Here is a 17,428-nt window from a genome sequence, read left to right on the forward strand (position 1 = left end):
AAATGGGCAAAGAATAGGAAAATATGATATAATTTAATATTGAAAATACCTGTCCTATCTAAAGGATAAAAGGAGAAAAAAATGAAGAAAATTGTATTTGCTAGCGCCTTGGCTTTGACTTTAGCTGGAGCAGTTTTGACAAATGATGTTTTTGCCAATGACAGACTTGTGGCAACACAATCTGCAGATGGTAGAAATGAAAATGTCTTGAGTTCAGAAGTGCTTAACCCTGCTAGTGGCAATGTTTTGGTTGGATTAAAGGGAGAATTTTTGACTCCAGACCAACAAGCTATCTTAGATGCCATCAATGCTATCCGTAAAGAGGCAGCTGACGAAGGTTTGGTAGATAAGTATGTCCCTATCAAATGGTCGACTGACCTAGAAAAGGCAGCTTTTGCCAGAGCTGCAGAAGCTTCTGTAACCATGGACCATACTCGTCTTTCTGGTAAAGAAATCTGGAGCGCCTTCCCATCAGGAAACAGTGTACTAGGAGAAAACTTGGGTTGGAACCATGATGGTTTTCTAAAAGCTCTTGAACAATGGCGTGCTGAAAAAGCAGACTACGTGAAGAAAAAATCAGGTGATTCAGCAAAAGGTGGCTCTGGTCATTATGAAACTTTGATTAGCCCTAAATTTACACATATGGGGATTGCTGCCTTTAAGAATCCAAACAACCCATATAATGCCGTAACGATTGCTCAGGCTTTTGGTGATGCTGCTACTTCAGAAGAATTGGTAGGCAGTTACGGTCCGGCTATCCAGTATGCAGAAGTGACTTCATCTAACTTGTCAACAGTTAAAAATAAAGCAGTCGTAGTTGAAAAAGCGCTGAAAGAATTTAGAACTTCTAGTTCAGACCAATCTGGTTGGGTGAAAACAGATGGAAAATGGTATTTCTATGAGTCTGGTGATCTGAAGACAGGCTGGGTGAAAACAGGTGGTAAATGGTACTACTTGGATGACCTAGGTGTCATGCAGACAGGATTTGTAAAAGTAGATGGTAGCTGGTATTACTTGAGTAGCTCAGGTGCTATGTTTACAGGCTGGGGTACAGACGGAAATAGATGGTTCTACTTTGATGGCTCAGGAGCTATGAAGACAGGCTGGCTCAAAGAAAATGGAATCTGGTACTACCTTGATGCGTCTGGTATCATGAAGACAGGTTGGTTTAAAGTTGGCCAATACTGGTATTATGCATATGGCTCTGGAGCTTTGGCAGTCAGCACAACAACACCAGACGGTTATAAAGTAAATGGCAACGGTGAATGGGTAAACTAGAAACTAAAGAGTTGCTTTCATAACTTTAGATAATCTATATTTGTTACTATAATTTTAAAGATGGAGAGAAGAAATAGTGCTTCTCTTCATTTTTTGTTGACAGTTTATTTCTGAAAAATCGTAAAGTAAGTGTGGTGGGAAGTTCGTCTTAGCTTTTTCAAATCAGTTAATTACTTAGTTACTTGATTTTTCCCATCCGTTCAATTGTATATCTATCCCTAGAATCTTTTAAAAAGTTGATGTATAATGGAAAGAGTTGTATATTTTACAATAAATTAACATACTAATTTAAAAATGTAAAAAGAGGGGAATATGAATTTCAAAACTAGTGGAGAAGAAAGACAGAATTTCTCATTAAGAAAATTGGCAGTTGGTCTTGTATCTGTGGCAGTTGCGTGTTTCTTTTTGATGGGAACTGGCCTACAGACTGTATCTGCCCAAGAATCTCATACCGTTAATTATACTTATGTTTTAGAGTCGGATTTAACTGACGAAGAGAAGGGTCTCTTGGTTACATCCCTACCACAAGTAGCGGAAGAAACAGACGCTACCTACTATCTGGTTTATCGAGCAAATCAAGTATTGCCCAATACGGGTACTAGCTCTCCATTGGGGACTGTTGCCTTGGTGGCAGGTCTTAGTTTGCTGGTTGTAGTAGTTCTTAAGGGACCTGATGGCAAGAGAAAGATTAGTCGATTCTTGTTAGTAACAGCTCTAGGCAGTCAGTTGCTGTCTCCAACTGTCCTTGCTTTGACGAGCGAGACACTAGCTGCTTATAACACCCAATTATCGGTCCAGGCAGGAGATGCCTTGCCAGCTCCGGTTGATATTCCTGGTTATACTTATCTAGGATATGTGGAAAATAAGCCAGCTCTTTCTGTACAGATAACTAGCAAACCAGCAGAATCTACTGAAAATCAAGAGATTAAATTAGAAAACAGTCAATCTCAGGAAGTAGTTACTACTCATTCAGCAGATTCGACTATGGGAACTGAATTTGTCAAGCAGTCAAATGACAGCAAGTCTAACTTAGAAAATGTAGATATCTCAGCAGCTACGGCTCCATCTTCTAAAAATGAGGATACTAGTCAGCAACCAGCAGTTTCTCTAAGTCAGGAAAGCAAGGATACGAATGTTGTCAAAGGCGGGGAGGCAGACCAAAAAACAGCACCAGCTACAGAGTCTGCAACAAATTCAAGTCAAACTGATGGGAATCAAGAACAGACAAATCAAGTACCGCCAGCTTCGCAAAGCCCAGTGGTAGAGAATCAGCAAGGAGGAACATCTTCTCCTGTAGAGCCTAAACCACAAGAAAATAATGAAACTGTAGTGCAAGCAAAAGGGACACAAGAGTCAGGTCATGAGGGCGAAGCCTTAATCCAACCATCGCAACCAGCGTACACAGCCCCAATTAGCACCCAAGGTACCCAAGAGTCAGGTCATGAAGGCGAATCCCTAGTCCAAGCAGAGCAGCCGTCTTATACAGCTCCAATTAGCACCCAAGGTACCCAAGAGTCAGGTCATGAAGGTGATGCCCTGGTTCAACCATCGCAACCGTCTTATACAGAACCCGTTAGCGCTCAAGGTACCCAAGAGTCGGGCCATGAGGGTGATGCCCTGGTTCAACCAGCACAACCGTCTTATACAGAACCCGTTAGCACCCAAGGTACACAAGAGCCCGGCCATGAAGGCGAATCCCTTGTTCAATCAGAACTACCAGTTTACACAGGTCCTCAGGAGGGAGCTCCAGTTGAGCCAACAGTGCCAGAGTCTACAGAAGTTGTTAGCAGTAAGGGCACGCAAGAGCCCGGCCATGAGGGTGAAGCCTTAGTTCAACCCGTTCAGCCATCTTACACAGCCCCAATTAGTACCCAAGGTACGCAAGAGCCCGGTCACGAGGGCGAGGCTGCTGTAGCAGAGGCTCTTCCTGAACTGCCTTTGACAAGTAATCATCGTACAGTAACAGAAACCATTCCTCATGAAACTGAAGAAATTGAAGATGCGACTATCTTAAAAAATCACCGAGAAATTGCTCAGGAAGGAAAAGACGGTTTACGAACAATCGAGTATGAAGATTATCTCGTAGATGGTAAGGTAGAAGCTAGCAAGGAAATCTCACGTACAGAAGTAGAACCAACCAAAGAGATTGTCAAGGTTGGTAGTCTTGTTAAAACCAAACCAATAGTTGAAATTACTAATCTGGTTAAAGATGAGAGCAAAAAAGCAGTAGCAGTCAACTATCACTTAGATGACCCAACGTCTGCCTTTGTGAAGGCCAAGGCCCAAATTTACCAAAATGGAACACTGGTCAAAGAGGTGAACTTGAAAAATCCATCAGATCAACAAACGATTGATGGATTGGACTACTATACGTCATACAATCTTAAGACTTACCTGACCTATAATCTAGGCCAATCTGATCAGGAAAGTACAGAAGTATCAACGAAAGATTTTCAGTTAGACTATAAAAAAATTGAAATCAAAGATGTGGATGAAGTGGGGCTCTATGGTAAGGAAGATGGTCACTACCGTCGTTATCTGAACTTATCAGAAGTACCAAGTGATTTGTCACCTTATTTTGTCAAAGTCAAATCAGACAAGATGAAGGAAATGCTGTTACCAGTTAGCTCTATTAAGGAAACAGATGATGGGAAATACAAGGTAACCGTTGCCTTCAATGAACTGGTTCAAGAGGAAGGTTCAACATATAAGGATAACTATAGTTTCACAATTGATAAGCAAAAGCTTGCCAAGGACGGTGTCTATACTTCCTTTAAGAAACTGATTGCTGCTATGCAAGGCGATCTCGCTGGAACCTTTAAACTTGGAGCTGATATGACAGCTGATGAAGTTTCCTTAGCTAAGGGACAAACCAGCTATGTGACAGGCACTTTCACTGGTAACCTTATCGGTGCGAGCGATGGGCAGCCGTTTGCAATCTATGACCTCAAGACAGCCTTGTTTGATAACTTGACCAAGGCTACTGTGAAAGATATTGACCTTAAAGCGGTAGCAATTAAGAGTCAAGAAGACACAGCCAGCCTAGCAAAAGTGGCTACTAACAGCCAGATTAGTAATGTAGCTGTAGAAGGTCAATTGACAGGTAGCAAGTCAGTTGCAGGTTTGGTAGCCAAGGCTCAGGATACAGAAATAACTAATAGTTCCTTTACAGGTAGCATTCAGGCCAAGCATGCGGATGCCTCTCCTTACTATGTGGGAGGTATAGCAGGGCTCTTATCTGGTAATAAGGCTAAGATTGATAAGGTAGCCGTTGATGCAAATATTTCTAGCAATGCTCGCAACAATAACCAATTTGCGGGAGGTATTGTAGGGAAAGTTCAAAGTGGTGCTTTGGTGTCTCATGCGCTAGCAAGTGGGACTATCCTCAATACGACAACCTATCCACGCGTCGGAGGTATAGCTGGTTCTACATGGCAAAATGGCCGTATCCATCATGTTGTTAGCACGGTCAATACTGGAGACGGCTATGCCATCACAGGAGACCAATATAAGGGAGCGGACATCAAAGATGCCAGCACTGCCGAGAACAAGAAGGCCGATCTCTATGCGACCCCAATCACCCAAGACCAGGCCAGAGAAAAGGTCCAGTCTTATGGGATGACAGTGACACTAAACGATACAGGTCAAACACTAAAGGCCAATCAGCACAGTGTGGACTATACTCAGTTAAGCCAAGGTCAAGCTAGTCGAAAAGTTGCTTATCACAATATCGAGAAATTGATGCCTTTCTATAATAAAGAGCTAGTGGTTCACTATGGAAATCAAGTTGATCCTACTGATAAGCTTTATACTACAGAACTGTTGGATGTCGTACCAATGAAGGACAATGACATCATCACAGATATTCAGGCCAATAAAGTAGCAATCAATAAGCTTATGTTGCATTTTGCTGACAATACAATCAGTTATCTAGATGTCACCTACAAAGAAGACTTCAAAAATACACAAATTGCAGAGTACAGCGTAGCAGGTAAACCCTTTATCTTTACGCCAGAGGCCTTTCTATCTGACTATACAAAAGTGACCAATCAGGTCCTAGCAGATTTGCAAGGGGTTGAATATGACTCAGAAGCCATGAGAAAAGTCCTTGGCATTGAGGCAGATGCTTCACTTGATCCACTATATTTGGATAAAGAATTTGAAAAAGTTAAGGCCAATATCGGTGAACATCTCCGTAAAGTGCTAGCCATGGACAAGTCTATCAATACGATGGGAGATAGTGTAGCAACCTACATCAGCGAGAAAATCAAGAACAACAAGGAAGCTTTCTTGCTTGGTTTGACCTACCTCAATCGCTGGTACAATATCAACTATGATCACATCAATACCAAGGATCTCAATACCTATAAGTTTGACTTTGATGGTAATAGCACAGCTTCAACCTTGGATACTATCATTGCACTAGGTCAGAGTGGTATGGAAAATCTCAAGGCATCAAATAATCCAAGTGCCTATGAAACAACCCTGGCTGCTGCAAAAGGTCGCAAGACAGTGACTGATTTACTAGAGTCTTACAGAAAACTCTTCCTACCAAACAAAACCAATAATGAATGGTTGAAGACAAATACCAAGGCCTATATCGTAGAGAGTAAATCAGCGATTCCAGAAGTGCGTGCCAAACAAGAGTCAGCAACACCAGATAGTAACTATACGCTGGGAGTCTATGACCGTATTACGGCACCAAGTTGGAAATTAAAAAATATGCTCCTACCGCTATTGACATTGCCAGAAGAGGATGTTTATGTGATTTCAAATCTTTCTACCTTGGCCTTTGGTGGCTACGAACGCTACCGTGACCGTGTCAATAATACAGTCTTGTCAGGAGAAGAACTGCGTCAGTATGTCCGTGCTAAGGTCGACCAGTCGGCTAAATGGCAACGAGACCACTACGATATCTGGTACCACCTCCTTTTACCAGAATACAAAGAAAAACTCTTCCGTTCAGTCATGGTTTCAGATGGCTTTGGTATGAAAGATAGCAATAGCAAGTATTACTGGACTACCCTGTCTGATAAGGCCATTGATTCTATCTACAACTTCTTTGGACCAACTGGTAAGTGGTATGGGGAAAGTAAAGGAGCCGGGGCCTATGCCAACGGTTCTGAGGTCCACTATGTCAGCGACCGCTTATTGGATAAATATGGAACATCTGTCTATACCCATGAAATGGTTCATAATTCTGATGGACATATTTACTTTGAAGGTAAAGGTCGTCGTGAAGGATTGGGAGCAGAGTTGTATGCCCTAGGATTGTTACAATCTGCTGATAGTCTAGATAAGGATGCTATTGTCTTGAATACTCTCTATAAAGGGGATAAGGATTCACCAACTCGCTTGCATACTTATGACCCGGCAAGCCGCTTCACATCAGCCGCAGCCTTGCAAGAGTATGTGCACGGTATGTACGATGTCTTGTATACCTTGGACGCTATGGAAGCCAATGCCATTTTAACTAAGTCTAACGATGTCAAGAAAAAATGGTTTAGAAAAATAGAGAATTTCTATATTGAGGACAAGTATCATAAACAAACGCATGCAGGAAACTCTGTTCGCCCATTGACAGATGCTGAAATAAGTAAGCTAACTAGTCTGGATGCCTTGATTGACAATGACATCATCAACCGTCGGGCTTACCGTGATAAGAGTGACTATACTCGTAATGGCTATCATCTTATCAGCATGTTCTCACCGATTTATGCTGCCCTCAGCAATCCAAAGGGTGCACCTGGTGACATCATGTTTAGAAAAACAGCCTATGAATTGTTGGCAGAAAAAGGATACCAAGATGGATTCTTACCATATGTATCCAACCAATACGCAGAAGAAGCTAAACGAAACGGGGACATTACCTATTCAGATTGGCACGGAAAAGATGTGGGAGTCATCACTGATAGTTTCGTCTTGAAAAATGTCTTTGCCAACCAATATGGTTCATGGGCTGATTTCAAGAAGGATATGTTTAATAAACGTATTCGCAAGCAAGACCAGTTGAAACCAATCACCATTCAGTATGAACTTGGTGTACCAAACAGCAGCAAGGAGATTACAATTCGTTCAGCAGCCCAAATGCAAGAACTCATCGATCAAGCAGTGGCAAAAGATGTGGCTAATATTGACCGTACGACAAGCCATGCTCCTGCAAGTTGGGTACACTTGTTAAAACAAAAAATCTACAATGCCTACCTACGTAGTACAGATGATTTCAGAGAATCGATTTATAAATCATAAGGAAACTCCCTCACGCTATCCTGTCTAATCCAGTCCATCTTGCAGATGGTCGGTCTTTGTGATAGAATAGCATAAAGTCCTTTTGAGGGGGAACTTGCTAGGAAATCCCCAAGCATTGTAACGGATGAACCACCCTCGCCTTTTTGTGAGGGTGGTTTTTCGTTTGTAAGTAGAAAATAAGAGAGAAAGAGTCTACATCATGTCGAGAATTGTCACCATTCATCCAGTCAAGGAAATCCATCGCTATGGCTTTGAGAGTACCCAGGTCTATCGAGCCCGTATCGCACGACATCTAGGCTTAGACTACGTCCACCTCATGTCAAGTCCCCAGCTACGATCTGATTGGAAGAAAGACTTGATCAAGTTAGGATTTTTAGAAAAGGAATTGCTCTGTGTTCCGCATAGTTTTTCAGATATAGGCCATGTAGACTTATCAGTGAAGCCAGAAAGTTTAACGCTAGCAGCTGGTGATCAGGTTGAACTCAATGAGGATGGTTTTGTAGCCTCAGTTACCCTAGGAGATGGCTCGGGGAGATATTACTATACCAAGGGGCCCTTCTTGTTTGAAGATTTTAAGGAGAAGGAACTTCGTTGGTATCATGAAAATGGAGAACTGGCCCTGGAAGGACGCTTTATCAATCCCTTTAAAGAACCCTCTCCTGTAACCATCTTTTATCCAGAGTATATCTACCGCATAGGAGGAGAAATCCGTTCTGAAGAGGACTTGCTGGTTAAGTTCTTAGCCAGATGGGCAAAACAAACCGACCTCTTCATCCGCGACCAACAAATCGTTCCCAAACCCAGCCTCTGGCGTTATATGGAAAACACGGACAAAAATTACTATGAAGTTGTCCATGAAAATATCATGCGAGACTTACGCCTCGCCAATATGCACAAGACAAATAAATATCTAGTCGCCAGTGAAGTGTTGACTGATACCTTGGCGAAACAAGGGTATGATACCAAGTTTTTACCACCAATGTTTACAGAAAAATTAGGTCAGCTAAGAAAAATTGGACCTGTTTTGGACTATTGCTTGGTGGGCCATATGGGAGAAGGCAAGAACGTTGAACTTGTCATTGAAGCCTTTATCGAACTCTACAAACGTGGCTCCAAGGCCCAGATTACCTTTTATGGTGGCTCAGAGGAACGTCTAGCAGAATTACAGAATCAATATGATCTTCCGCCAACCATTCACTTTAAAGGTATCGTTAACGAAGTGCCTTATCATCTGCACCAATGTTACCTGTCAGCTAGTTATACAGAGTTATTTGCCAATGCCTGTGTTGAGGCCCTCAATCAAGGTTTGCTAGCCTTACTATCGGATGTGGATATTGCTCATCGTTTCTATGCTGGCCAGTCCAATGCCATCAACTTGTTTAAAACCAAATCAGAGTTGATTCAAAAGATAGAAAAGATGGAACAGCCTGGTTTTTATCTATTAAATGAAAAAAATCTAGCTTTGGCCTCTCGCTATTCTCTGGAAAAAGTAGCTCACATATACAGAGAGCTATTAGATAGGAACTTCTAGGATGTTGGGAATTCTAGTCACCCTATTGCTCTATTTTTGCTTGATTTCCTTGATTGCCTATCGGAAAAAAGGGAGCGAAGAGGACTATTATCAGGTTAAGAAAGCTGTTCCAGTGACAGTTTTGGCCTTCTCAGTCTTTGCCACCTTACTCAGTCCCATTTCCTTTCTGACTCTGGTGGGGAATGTCTATACAGGCAGGTCCTATCTCTGGTTTGCCCAATGTGGCATCTTTCTAGCCATTCCACTAGCTCATCGCTATTTTCTGCCCCTCTATCAAAAGGGAAACTATGAGACAGCCTATCATCTTTTAGAGGACAAGTTTCAATCGACTGGCATTCGTTCACTGGCCTCAGGTCTTTTCATCCTCTACCAGTTGGGGCGAATAGCAGTGGTGACCTACTTGTTGTCTCAGGCCTTAGAGCCTTTTATCCCCATCAATCAGCTGGTCTTGTCAGGTTTACTCCTTCTCTTGACGGTCTATTATCTGGCAAGGGGTGGTCTCTTGGTTGTGCTGTGGACGGACTTCTTTCAAGGCTTGGTCCTACTGGCTATATTGGCCCTCTTTCTACCAAGAATTGCCCAATCAGGCCTCGTCGTGAATGGCAGTCAACAGCTATCTCACTTTGCGGATACGCTGGATGGGAAGACGGTCTTGATCTTAGTTGCAGGAGCAGGTTTTAGTAGCTTGTTTTCCTACGTTTCTTCGCAGGATATCGTTCAACGTTTTAATAGCAAAATGGGGCGTCGAAAAATTGGAAAAATCTTATGGCTTCAGGGACTCTTGTCCTTTGGGATTGCCAGTTTGCTGTATCTGATTGGCTGCTTAATTCGTCAGGAAAATTTCGCTACCACATCGACCAATCCTGTTCTCATTGCTTACGCTCGAGAAGGTCTGGCCCCTTGGTTTGGCAGTTTTATCATGCTGGCTCTCTTGGCAGCAGGCCAATCCACAGTTTCATCCAGTATGAATGCAATCGTGACCTGCTTGAAGTTGGATTTTGCTTGGTCAAAGATTCGCTGGTCGCCAAGTATCCTATCCTTTGTCTTAGCAGGCCTGTCCTGGCTCCTCTGTCTCTTGCTCATGAATGCAGAAATTTACTCCATCTACGAATGGATTAACGGCTTTATGGGCTTGACACTAGGTGTGATAGGTGGTTTGTACCTCTTGGTCTTACTTCTCAAAAGACCGAACTTACAGTTAGCCAAAATCTATCTGGTTTTTAGTCTAGGAGCCTTGGTTCTCTATCATTACAGTGGCCTTTTTGCCAACCCTAATCCCTGGTTAAATAGCATCATCACTACCCTATCTGCCCTGTTTATCTCATTTCTAGGAAGACTATATGAAAACAACATCTAAACCCATAGCCGTCATTTTGATCCGTTCGGGTTCACGCGGCTTAGTGGATAAAAATATCAAACCGCTTGCAGGCAAACCCTTGGTTTTCTATACCATCGAAGTCGCTCTAGCTTCTAAGCTATTTAGTGAAATCTGGATCTCATCAGACTCACTAGCCTATCTAGAACTCTGTCGTCAAGCCTATCCAGAGATTCGTTGTGTCCATAGACCAAAAGAATTGGCCCTATCCACAACCTCTAGTTTAGAAACCTTACGAGACTTTTTACAGCCCTTTGAAGAAGAGCAGGTCTTTGTGAATCTACAGGTGACCTCACCCTTGAGGGAGGTGGAGCATCTTATCGATTCCTACCAGCTCTACTGTCAGTCTGGCGCCGACCATTTGATTTCCTGTGTTAAGGCGGACAAGAGTCGTAGTCTTTTCTTGCAGTTAGCGGAGTCGTCATTTATCCGCCCGCCTCACGTTTCCAAGCACTATGCTCGGCAAAAAGAGCCTGTCTATTACTATCCTAACGGTAGTATCTGGATTTCTCGCAAGGACCGTTACCTACGAGACGAGACCTTTTACACAGATAAGACAGTAGCCTATGAAATGCCCAAACTCTATTCTTATGATATCGACGATGCCTTGGACTTTGAAGTCGTTGAGACCTTGCTGCACCATCACCACCTAGGAGAATCAAAGAGATGAAACACCTCATCATTGCCACAACGCCCTTGCAGGCCAAGATTGCCCAGCATATCAAGAGCCTCTATCCTGATCAGGAATTTGTCAGCCTTTATGTCAGTCCTGTCAAAAATGCCCGTCAGGAGCATTATGCCAAGGATTTTGACCATGCTCACTATCCTCAGACGGCAGAGGACTTGGCTCAGATTTGTCAGGAGCTTGCCGGCGACTATGACACTATCTTTTATGCTAGTTTTGACAATAGCTTGATTCTGGACTTGGTTGCTAGTTCGACCTACCAACACCTCATGAGTTTTGATGATGGCTATGCGGATATTTACCCCTTGGGTATGTATGCCCTCCCTCTTCAACCCAGTCAGGTGGGGCCTTTGGGCTTGACTAGAGATGATTTGATTGAGCGGACGGAAAAGCACTATACCCTCTATCGCAGTGACTACCATGTCGTGGCTAGAGAAAAGCTAGTTTATCTGGAGCATTTTTTTGACCTGCCTCAAGCTCCCGTTTCAAATGGTAAGACGGTCAAGGTCCTGCTGGGACAAAAGTTCTCTGAAGAGGACGACCAGATCTCCATCCGCTTTATCAGCACTTATGCCAAGGCCTTGGCAATTGACCTCTATCTACCCCATCCCAAGGAAACCTTCACTATCCCTGATGTGACCTACTTGGAGACGGAGTTGATCTTTGAAGATGTTCTAGCCCAACTCTTTCAAGAATACGAGTTCGTTCATGTCTATCATTTTACCTCATCCGTCAGCCTGCACCTTAAAGACCTGCCCCATGTGACCATCACAGGTATTTCTCTCCCCTACTATGAGGACCGTCAAAAAGAATTGCGACGATTAGGTTGTCAGTTTGAAATAGTTTCACTTGGCTGGTAGTATAAATGTATATTTTTAAATATGTAAATCCATACATCTGTATGGATTTTTTATATATAAATATAGCGAAAAACTATAGTTTGAATGATCAAAAAGTATTGAGATTATTTGTATAGGGGGTTTTAAAGTGTTAAAATAGAAGTGTCGGGTTTTCAGGTTTATCAATTGTTATGGCTATAATAATATAATAATCTTTGAAAATCATACAAAAAAATAAAGATAAAGGATGCTAAGGATGTTTATAAATAAAAAGGAAAAATTTTCCATCCGTAAGTTTAAAGACGGTCGTTCAGACTCAGTCAAAATCGGTACAGTTGCTCTGATTGTTGGTGCAGCCCTTGCAATGGCTGCTGGAACGCAGACAGTTGAAGCGGCAATGACAGAGAACAGTGACAACACAACAACGATTTCTAATGATAAGGGATCAGTAACTGTAGATACTGGAAATATTAAGGATCCGAATAATGGTAAGGACTTTTCAACTGATGCAACTGATAATGGGACAAAAGAAATTACAAAAACTGGAAAAGTAGATTACAAATACGTAACTGCTGAAGGAAATACTGTATTAGAAGAAAACAAAAACCAAAACTCTGGTGCTGATAAAACTATCGAAACAACATATGATGTATACGGTAAATCAGGAGAAGTTTTCAAAGGAACTACAGGTGGGGATGCAGAAGATAGCGACCTAAACGACGCTAAAGAAAATGGTAAGAAAGAAACAATTGAAAAAGATGGAAAAACTTACCACCTAATCGGAGAGCCTAAAGTCGAAACTACTGGAGATGGTGGAGGAGTATACTCTGATACAACTCTAGGTGATATAACTGCGAAATTGACTCCAGAAGGATTAAGTAATGCAGAAGGTAAAATTACCTATGATAATGTAAAAGCTGGTGGAAAAGCTTGGATTGTTGAACAAACAGGAAAAGGAACATATGGTAAATATGTACAAGCTGATTCAGGTGCTATCACATCTGATGCTAAGATGGTAGAAGCTTTCAAAGCTGGAGAAGCGGCGGCGAAAAACTTCACTTCAGCTAACGTAACTGCTGACGGTGGAATCAAAGAAGGAGACTACGTTTTCGTTCTTGAGAAAAACACTTATGTAACTGTTAGTAACGATAGTCCTCAATTAACTGCTATGATACCTTTATCGCCTAAGGACAATGTAGCTGATGACGCCGATGACCCTTATGGAGAGGGGACTGGTGCAAGTCTAGATAGAACATATGCAATGGTTCAAAAATTTAAAGCGGCGCCAGATACTTTAACAGGTGAAAACAACAAAACTGTTGTAAAAGGGTATCTTGCTTATCTTCAAGAAAAAGGATTAGAAGATAACATGCTTAACTTTAAACGATATTTTGTTGTGGGGCTAGAAGCAAAAACTGGTGTAGAATCCGCAATAGCAGTTGATAATGGAGATCAAGTTGATGCTAAAGGAAGACCGACATCAGATGTAACTGTGGATTATTCAGGGGTTTCTGAGTCAGGAACAACTGCTATAGATGGTGGAAAGGGTGATTTTACTCTTAATCTTAGTTCTCCTGATGCGGAAGTTGAAACATACACTTACCGTGATGAAATCACTCCACTTCGTGCATATCGTTTAGCAAGTGGTACTACAACAATCACTTATACTTATGCAGAAGAAAAAACTCGTGAAGTCGAGAAAAAAGGTTCTGTAGTCGTTAACTACCAAACAGAAGACGGAACAGAATTAAAAGCTCCTTACACTGATACTCCTGAAACAGTAGCTGAAGTAGTAACTGAGCATTACTATGTTGATGCTGATGGACAAGAAGTAGTTGTAGAAGACAAAACTGTTAGAACGCCTAAAAACGTAGCCTACAACACTAAGAAAAATGAAACTGAAAAACCTCAAAAACTTACAGATGCACAAGGAAATGTTTACTACCTAAACGAAGCAAATACAACAACATCTGTAAATGGTACAGAAACTACATCGCCAGCTGAAGAAGGTACAGTAGTAGAAGGTGTTACAAAAGTAACTTACGTTTACGAAAAAGCTGGATCAGTCATCGTTAATTACCAAACAGAAGACGGTACTCCATTAGTAGGAACTGCAGACGGTAAAGATGTAGCTTCAGGTGCAAAAGACACTGACAATGGAAAACCAGGTTCTGAATACAATACTGCAGATAACGGATTGAAACCAAACCGCATCACAACTGCAGAAGGAAAAGTATACGAACTAGTACCAACAGCAACTAAAGGTGACGAAACAGGTACTGTAGAATCAGGTCAAACTAAAGAAGTAACCTACGTTTATAAAGAAGTTAAAGGTAATGTAGTTGTTAAGTATGAAGATACTGAAGGTAACACACTTGCTGAAGACGAAAAAGATGAAACAGATGCTTCTCTAAATGTTAAATACGATACAGCAGACCACAAAAAAGCTGAAATCACTAAAGATGGTGTTAAATATTACTTAACAGCTAAAGAATTGAAAGATGATTCTAAACCAGCTACTGGAGATGTTGTTGAAGGTACAACTACAGTAACTTATGTTTATGAAAAAGCTGGACAAGTAGTCGTTAATTACCAAACAGAAGATGGAACTCCATTAGTAGGTGTTGACGCGGATGGTGCAAACGTTGCTTCAGGTGCTAAAGACACTGTAGATGGAAAACCAGGATCTGATTACACAACTGCAGACAACGGAATGAAACCAACTCGTATCACAACTGCAGAAGGAAAAGTATACGAGCTAGTTCCAACAGCAACTAAAGGTGACGAAACTGGTAAAGTTGTTGCTGGAGAAACTAAAGAAGTAACATACGTTTATAAAGAAGTAACTGGTGATGTAGTCGTTCACTACGTTGATACAGAAGGCAACGTAATCGCTGATGATAAAGAAGATACAAAAGGTGCTTCTCTAAACGCTAAATACGATACAACTGACAACAAACCAGAGAAAATCGAAAAAGACGGAACTGTTTACTACTTAACAGAAAAAGCTGTCAAAGACGATTCTAAACCAGAAAACGGAGACGTAGTAGAAGGTAAGACTGAAGTAACTTACGTTTACGAAAAAGCAGGACAAGTAGTTGTTCACTACACTGATGAAAAAGGTAACACTATTCAAGTGGATGCTGTTGATACCAAAGACGGCAAACCAAACGCTGACTACAACACTGCTGATAACGACATGAAACCAAACCGTATCACTACTCCAGAAGGAAAAGTATACGAATTAATCCCTCAATCAACTAAAGGTGATGAAACAGGTAAAGTTAAAGCTGGAGAAACTACAGAAGTAACTTACGTCTACAAAGAAATCACTGGTAATGTAGTCGTTCACTATGTTGATACAGAAGGAAACACATTAGCTGAAGATACGAAAGATGTAGAAAATGGATCACTAAGTGATAAATATGACACAACTGATAACAAACCAGCTAAACTTGAAAAAGATGGTACTGTTTACTACTTAACAGCTAAAGAATTGAAAGACGGTTCTAAGCCAGAAAACGGTGCGGTTGTAGAAGGAACTACAGAAATCACTTATGTATACGAAAAAGCAGGAAACGTTCTTGTTCATTACGTAGACGAAGCTGGAAACACTCTTCAAGCAGATGCTGTTGATACTAAAGACGGTCAACCAGGAGCTAAATACGATACTTCTGATAAGGACATGAAACCAACTCGTATCACAACTCCAGAAGGTAAAGTATACGAATTAGTCCCAGCATCAACTAAAGGTAACGAAACTGGTGATGTTGAAGCAGGTAAGACGACAGAAGTGACTTATGTTTACAAAGAGGTTAAAGGAAACGTAGTCGTTCACTACACTGATGAAGCGGGTAACACAATCGCTGAAGACGTTAAAGATACGACTGACGGATCAGTAAGCTCAGCTTATGACACAAGTGACAACAAACCAGCAACTATCACTACTAAAGATGGTAAAGTCTACGTACTTGTACCAACTTCAACTAAGGGTGAAGAATCTGGTAAAGTAACCGAAGGAACTACAGAAGTAACTTACGTTTATAAAGATGCCAAAGAAGAAGCTTCTAAAGCAATCGATAAAGCTTTGTCTGAAAAAGAAAGTAAGATCAAAGAAAATCCTGAGTTAACAAACGAAGAGAAAGAAAAAGCGATTGAAGAAGCTAAGAAAACAGCTGAACAAGCTAAGAAGGCATTGGAAGAAGCGAAAACTCCTGAAGATGTAGAAAAATCTACTACAAAAGGTAAAGAAGAAGTAGAGAAAACTCCTGTTACTCCAGAAGACAAACCAAAAGCGAAAGAAGCGATTGATAAAGCTCTAGAAGAAAAAGTGAAGAAGATTGATGAAAATCCAAACTTGACTCCAGAGCAAAAAGAAAAAGCTAAAGAAGAAGCTAAGAAAGATGCTGAAGAAGCTAAGAAAGCCATCGACAAAGCACCTTCTAAAGAAGAAGTAGAAAAAGCTAAAGAGAATGGTAAGAAAGAAGTTGAGAAAGATACTCCAACTCCAGACAAACCATCAACTCCGTCAGAAAATGATAAGGATCAGCCAACTACACCTTCTCCAGAAGATAAAGCAAAAGCGAAAGAATCGATTGATAAAGCTCTAGAAGATAAAGTGAAGAAGATTGATGAAAATCCAAACTTGACTCCAGAGCAAAAAGAAAAAGCCAAGGAAGAAGCTAAGAAAGAAGCAGAAGCTGTTAAGAAATCAATCGAAGAAGGTAAGACAACTGAATGGGTAGACGAAAAAGGAAACCCAATCAAACCTGTAACACCAGGAACATACCCAGCAGGATCTACTCCTAACTATGAACTAGTAGGAACAGTTACAAACAAAGAAACAGGTAAAGTAACTCATATCTTCAAACCATCAACTAAGAAACCTGTAACGGTATGGGTAGATGTAAATGGTAAGCCAGTGAAACCGCTAGCTGAAGGTGATAACCCAGCTGGATCAATTCCAGGATATGCTTTAGTAGAAACCATAAATGTTGAAGGAACTGGTAATGTCATCCACGTATTTAAACGTACTACAAATGGAAGACCTCAAAAAGAAGATTCTACACATGGAGGATCACTCACTCCATCTCAACCAGGTTCTCCAGCAAGACCTTCAACAAATCCGGTGAGACCGACAGACCCAAGTCAACCAGAAACTCCAGTAGTTCCTGCAGACCCAAGTCAGCCAGCTAACCCAGCTAATCCGGCTAACCCAGCGGGTCCAGCAACTCCAGCGATGCCATCGGCACCAGTAAATGGTGAAGCACCACAAGCTCCAGCAGCTCCATCAGAAGCTAAAGGACAAGCTGAACTTCCAAACACTGGTACAGCAGATAATGCTAGCCTAGCAGCACTTGGACTTCTTGGAGTCTTGAGTGGATTTGGACTTGTTGCTCGTAAGAAAAAAGAAGACTAATTCTAATTAGATTTTCTGACAAGAATAAGGAGTAGGATATCATATCCGCTCC

At 41.5% G+C, this 17,428-nt stretch carries 7 protein-coding genes; all 7 read left to right on the forward strand.

What is annotated here, in order from left to right; all coding sequences use genetic code 11:
- Nucleotides 1-81: 81 nt before the first annotated feature.
- On the forward strand, nt 82-1,278 hold the full coding sequence (locus SM12261_RS00395) for a CAP domain-containing protein (protein WP_000724612.1): 1,197 nt from the start codon (nt 82-84) through the stop codon (nt 1,276-1,278).
- 312 nt (nt 1,279-1,590) lie between these two features.
- Nucleotides 1,591-7,527: a ZmpA/ZmpB/ZmpC family metallo-endopeptidase gene (locus SM12261_RS00400; RefSeq protein ID WP_001009816.1), complete on the forward strand. Its 5,937-nt coding sequence runs from the start codon at nt 1,591-1,593 to the stop codon at nt 7,525-7,527.
- Between the two features lie 199 nt (nt 7,528-7,726).
- Nucleotides 7,727-9,058 (forward strand): glycosyltransferase, encoded by a 1,332-nt coding sequence (locus SM12261_RS00405; protein WP_000087130.1) that lies wholly within the window; start codon nt 7,727-7,729, stop codon nt 9,056-9,058.
- Nucleotide 9,059: 1 nt separating this feature from the next.
- Nucleotides 9,060-10,415 carry a sodium:solute symporter family transporter gene (locus SM12261_RS00410; RefSeq protein WP_000900682.1) on the forward strand — a complete coding sequence of 452 codons (1,356 nt, stop codon included), beginning with the start codon at nt 9,060-9,062 and terminating at the stop codon, nt 10,413-10,415.
- A complete protein-coding gene (locus SM12261_RS00415) occupies nt 10,399-11,103 on the forward strand; it encodes an acylneuraminate cytidylyltransferase family protein (protein ID WP_000859108.1) in 705 nt (234 codons plus the stop codon). Before SM12261_RS00410 ends, SM12261_RS00415 begins: the two co-directional genes overlap by 17 nt.
- Entirely contained in the window at nt 11,100-11,978 is an 879-nt protein-coding gene (locus SM12261_RS00420; RefSeq protein ID WP_000681395.1) for a glycosyltransferase family 52, read from the forward strand. The genes SM12261_RS00415 and SM12261_RS00420 overlap by 4 nt, the downstream gene beginning before the upstream one ends.
- 235 nt (nt 11,979-12,213) lie before the next feature.
- Nucleotides 12,214-17,376, forward strand: a complete 5,163-nt coding sequence (locus SM12261_RS00425) for a MucBP domain-containing protein (protein ID WP_000470453.1) — start codon at nt 12,214-12,216, stop codon at nt 17,374-17,376.
- Nucleotides 17,377-17,428: the final 52 nt, after the last annotated feature.

Source organism: Streptococcus mitis NCTC 12261 (genome assembly GCF_000148585.2).
Taxonomy (GTDB): domain Bacteria; phylum Bacillota; class Bacilli; order Lactobacillales; family Streptococcaceae; genus Streptococcus; species Streptococcus mitis.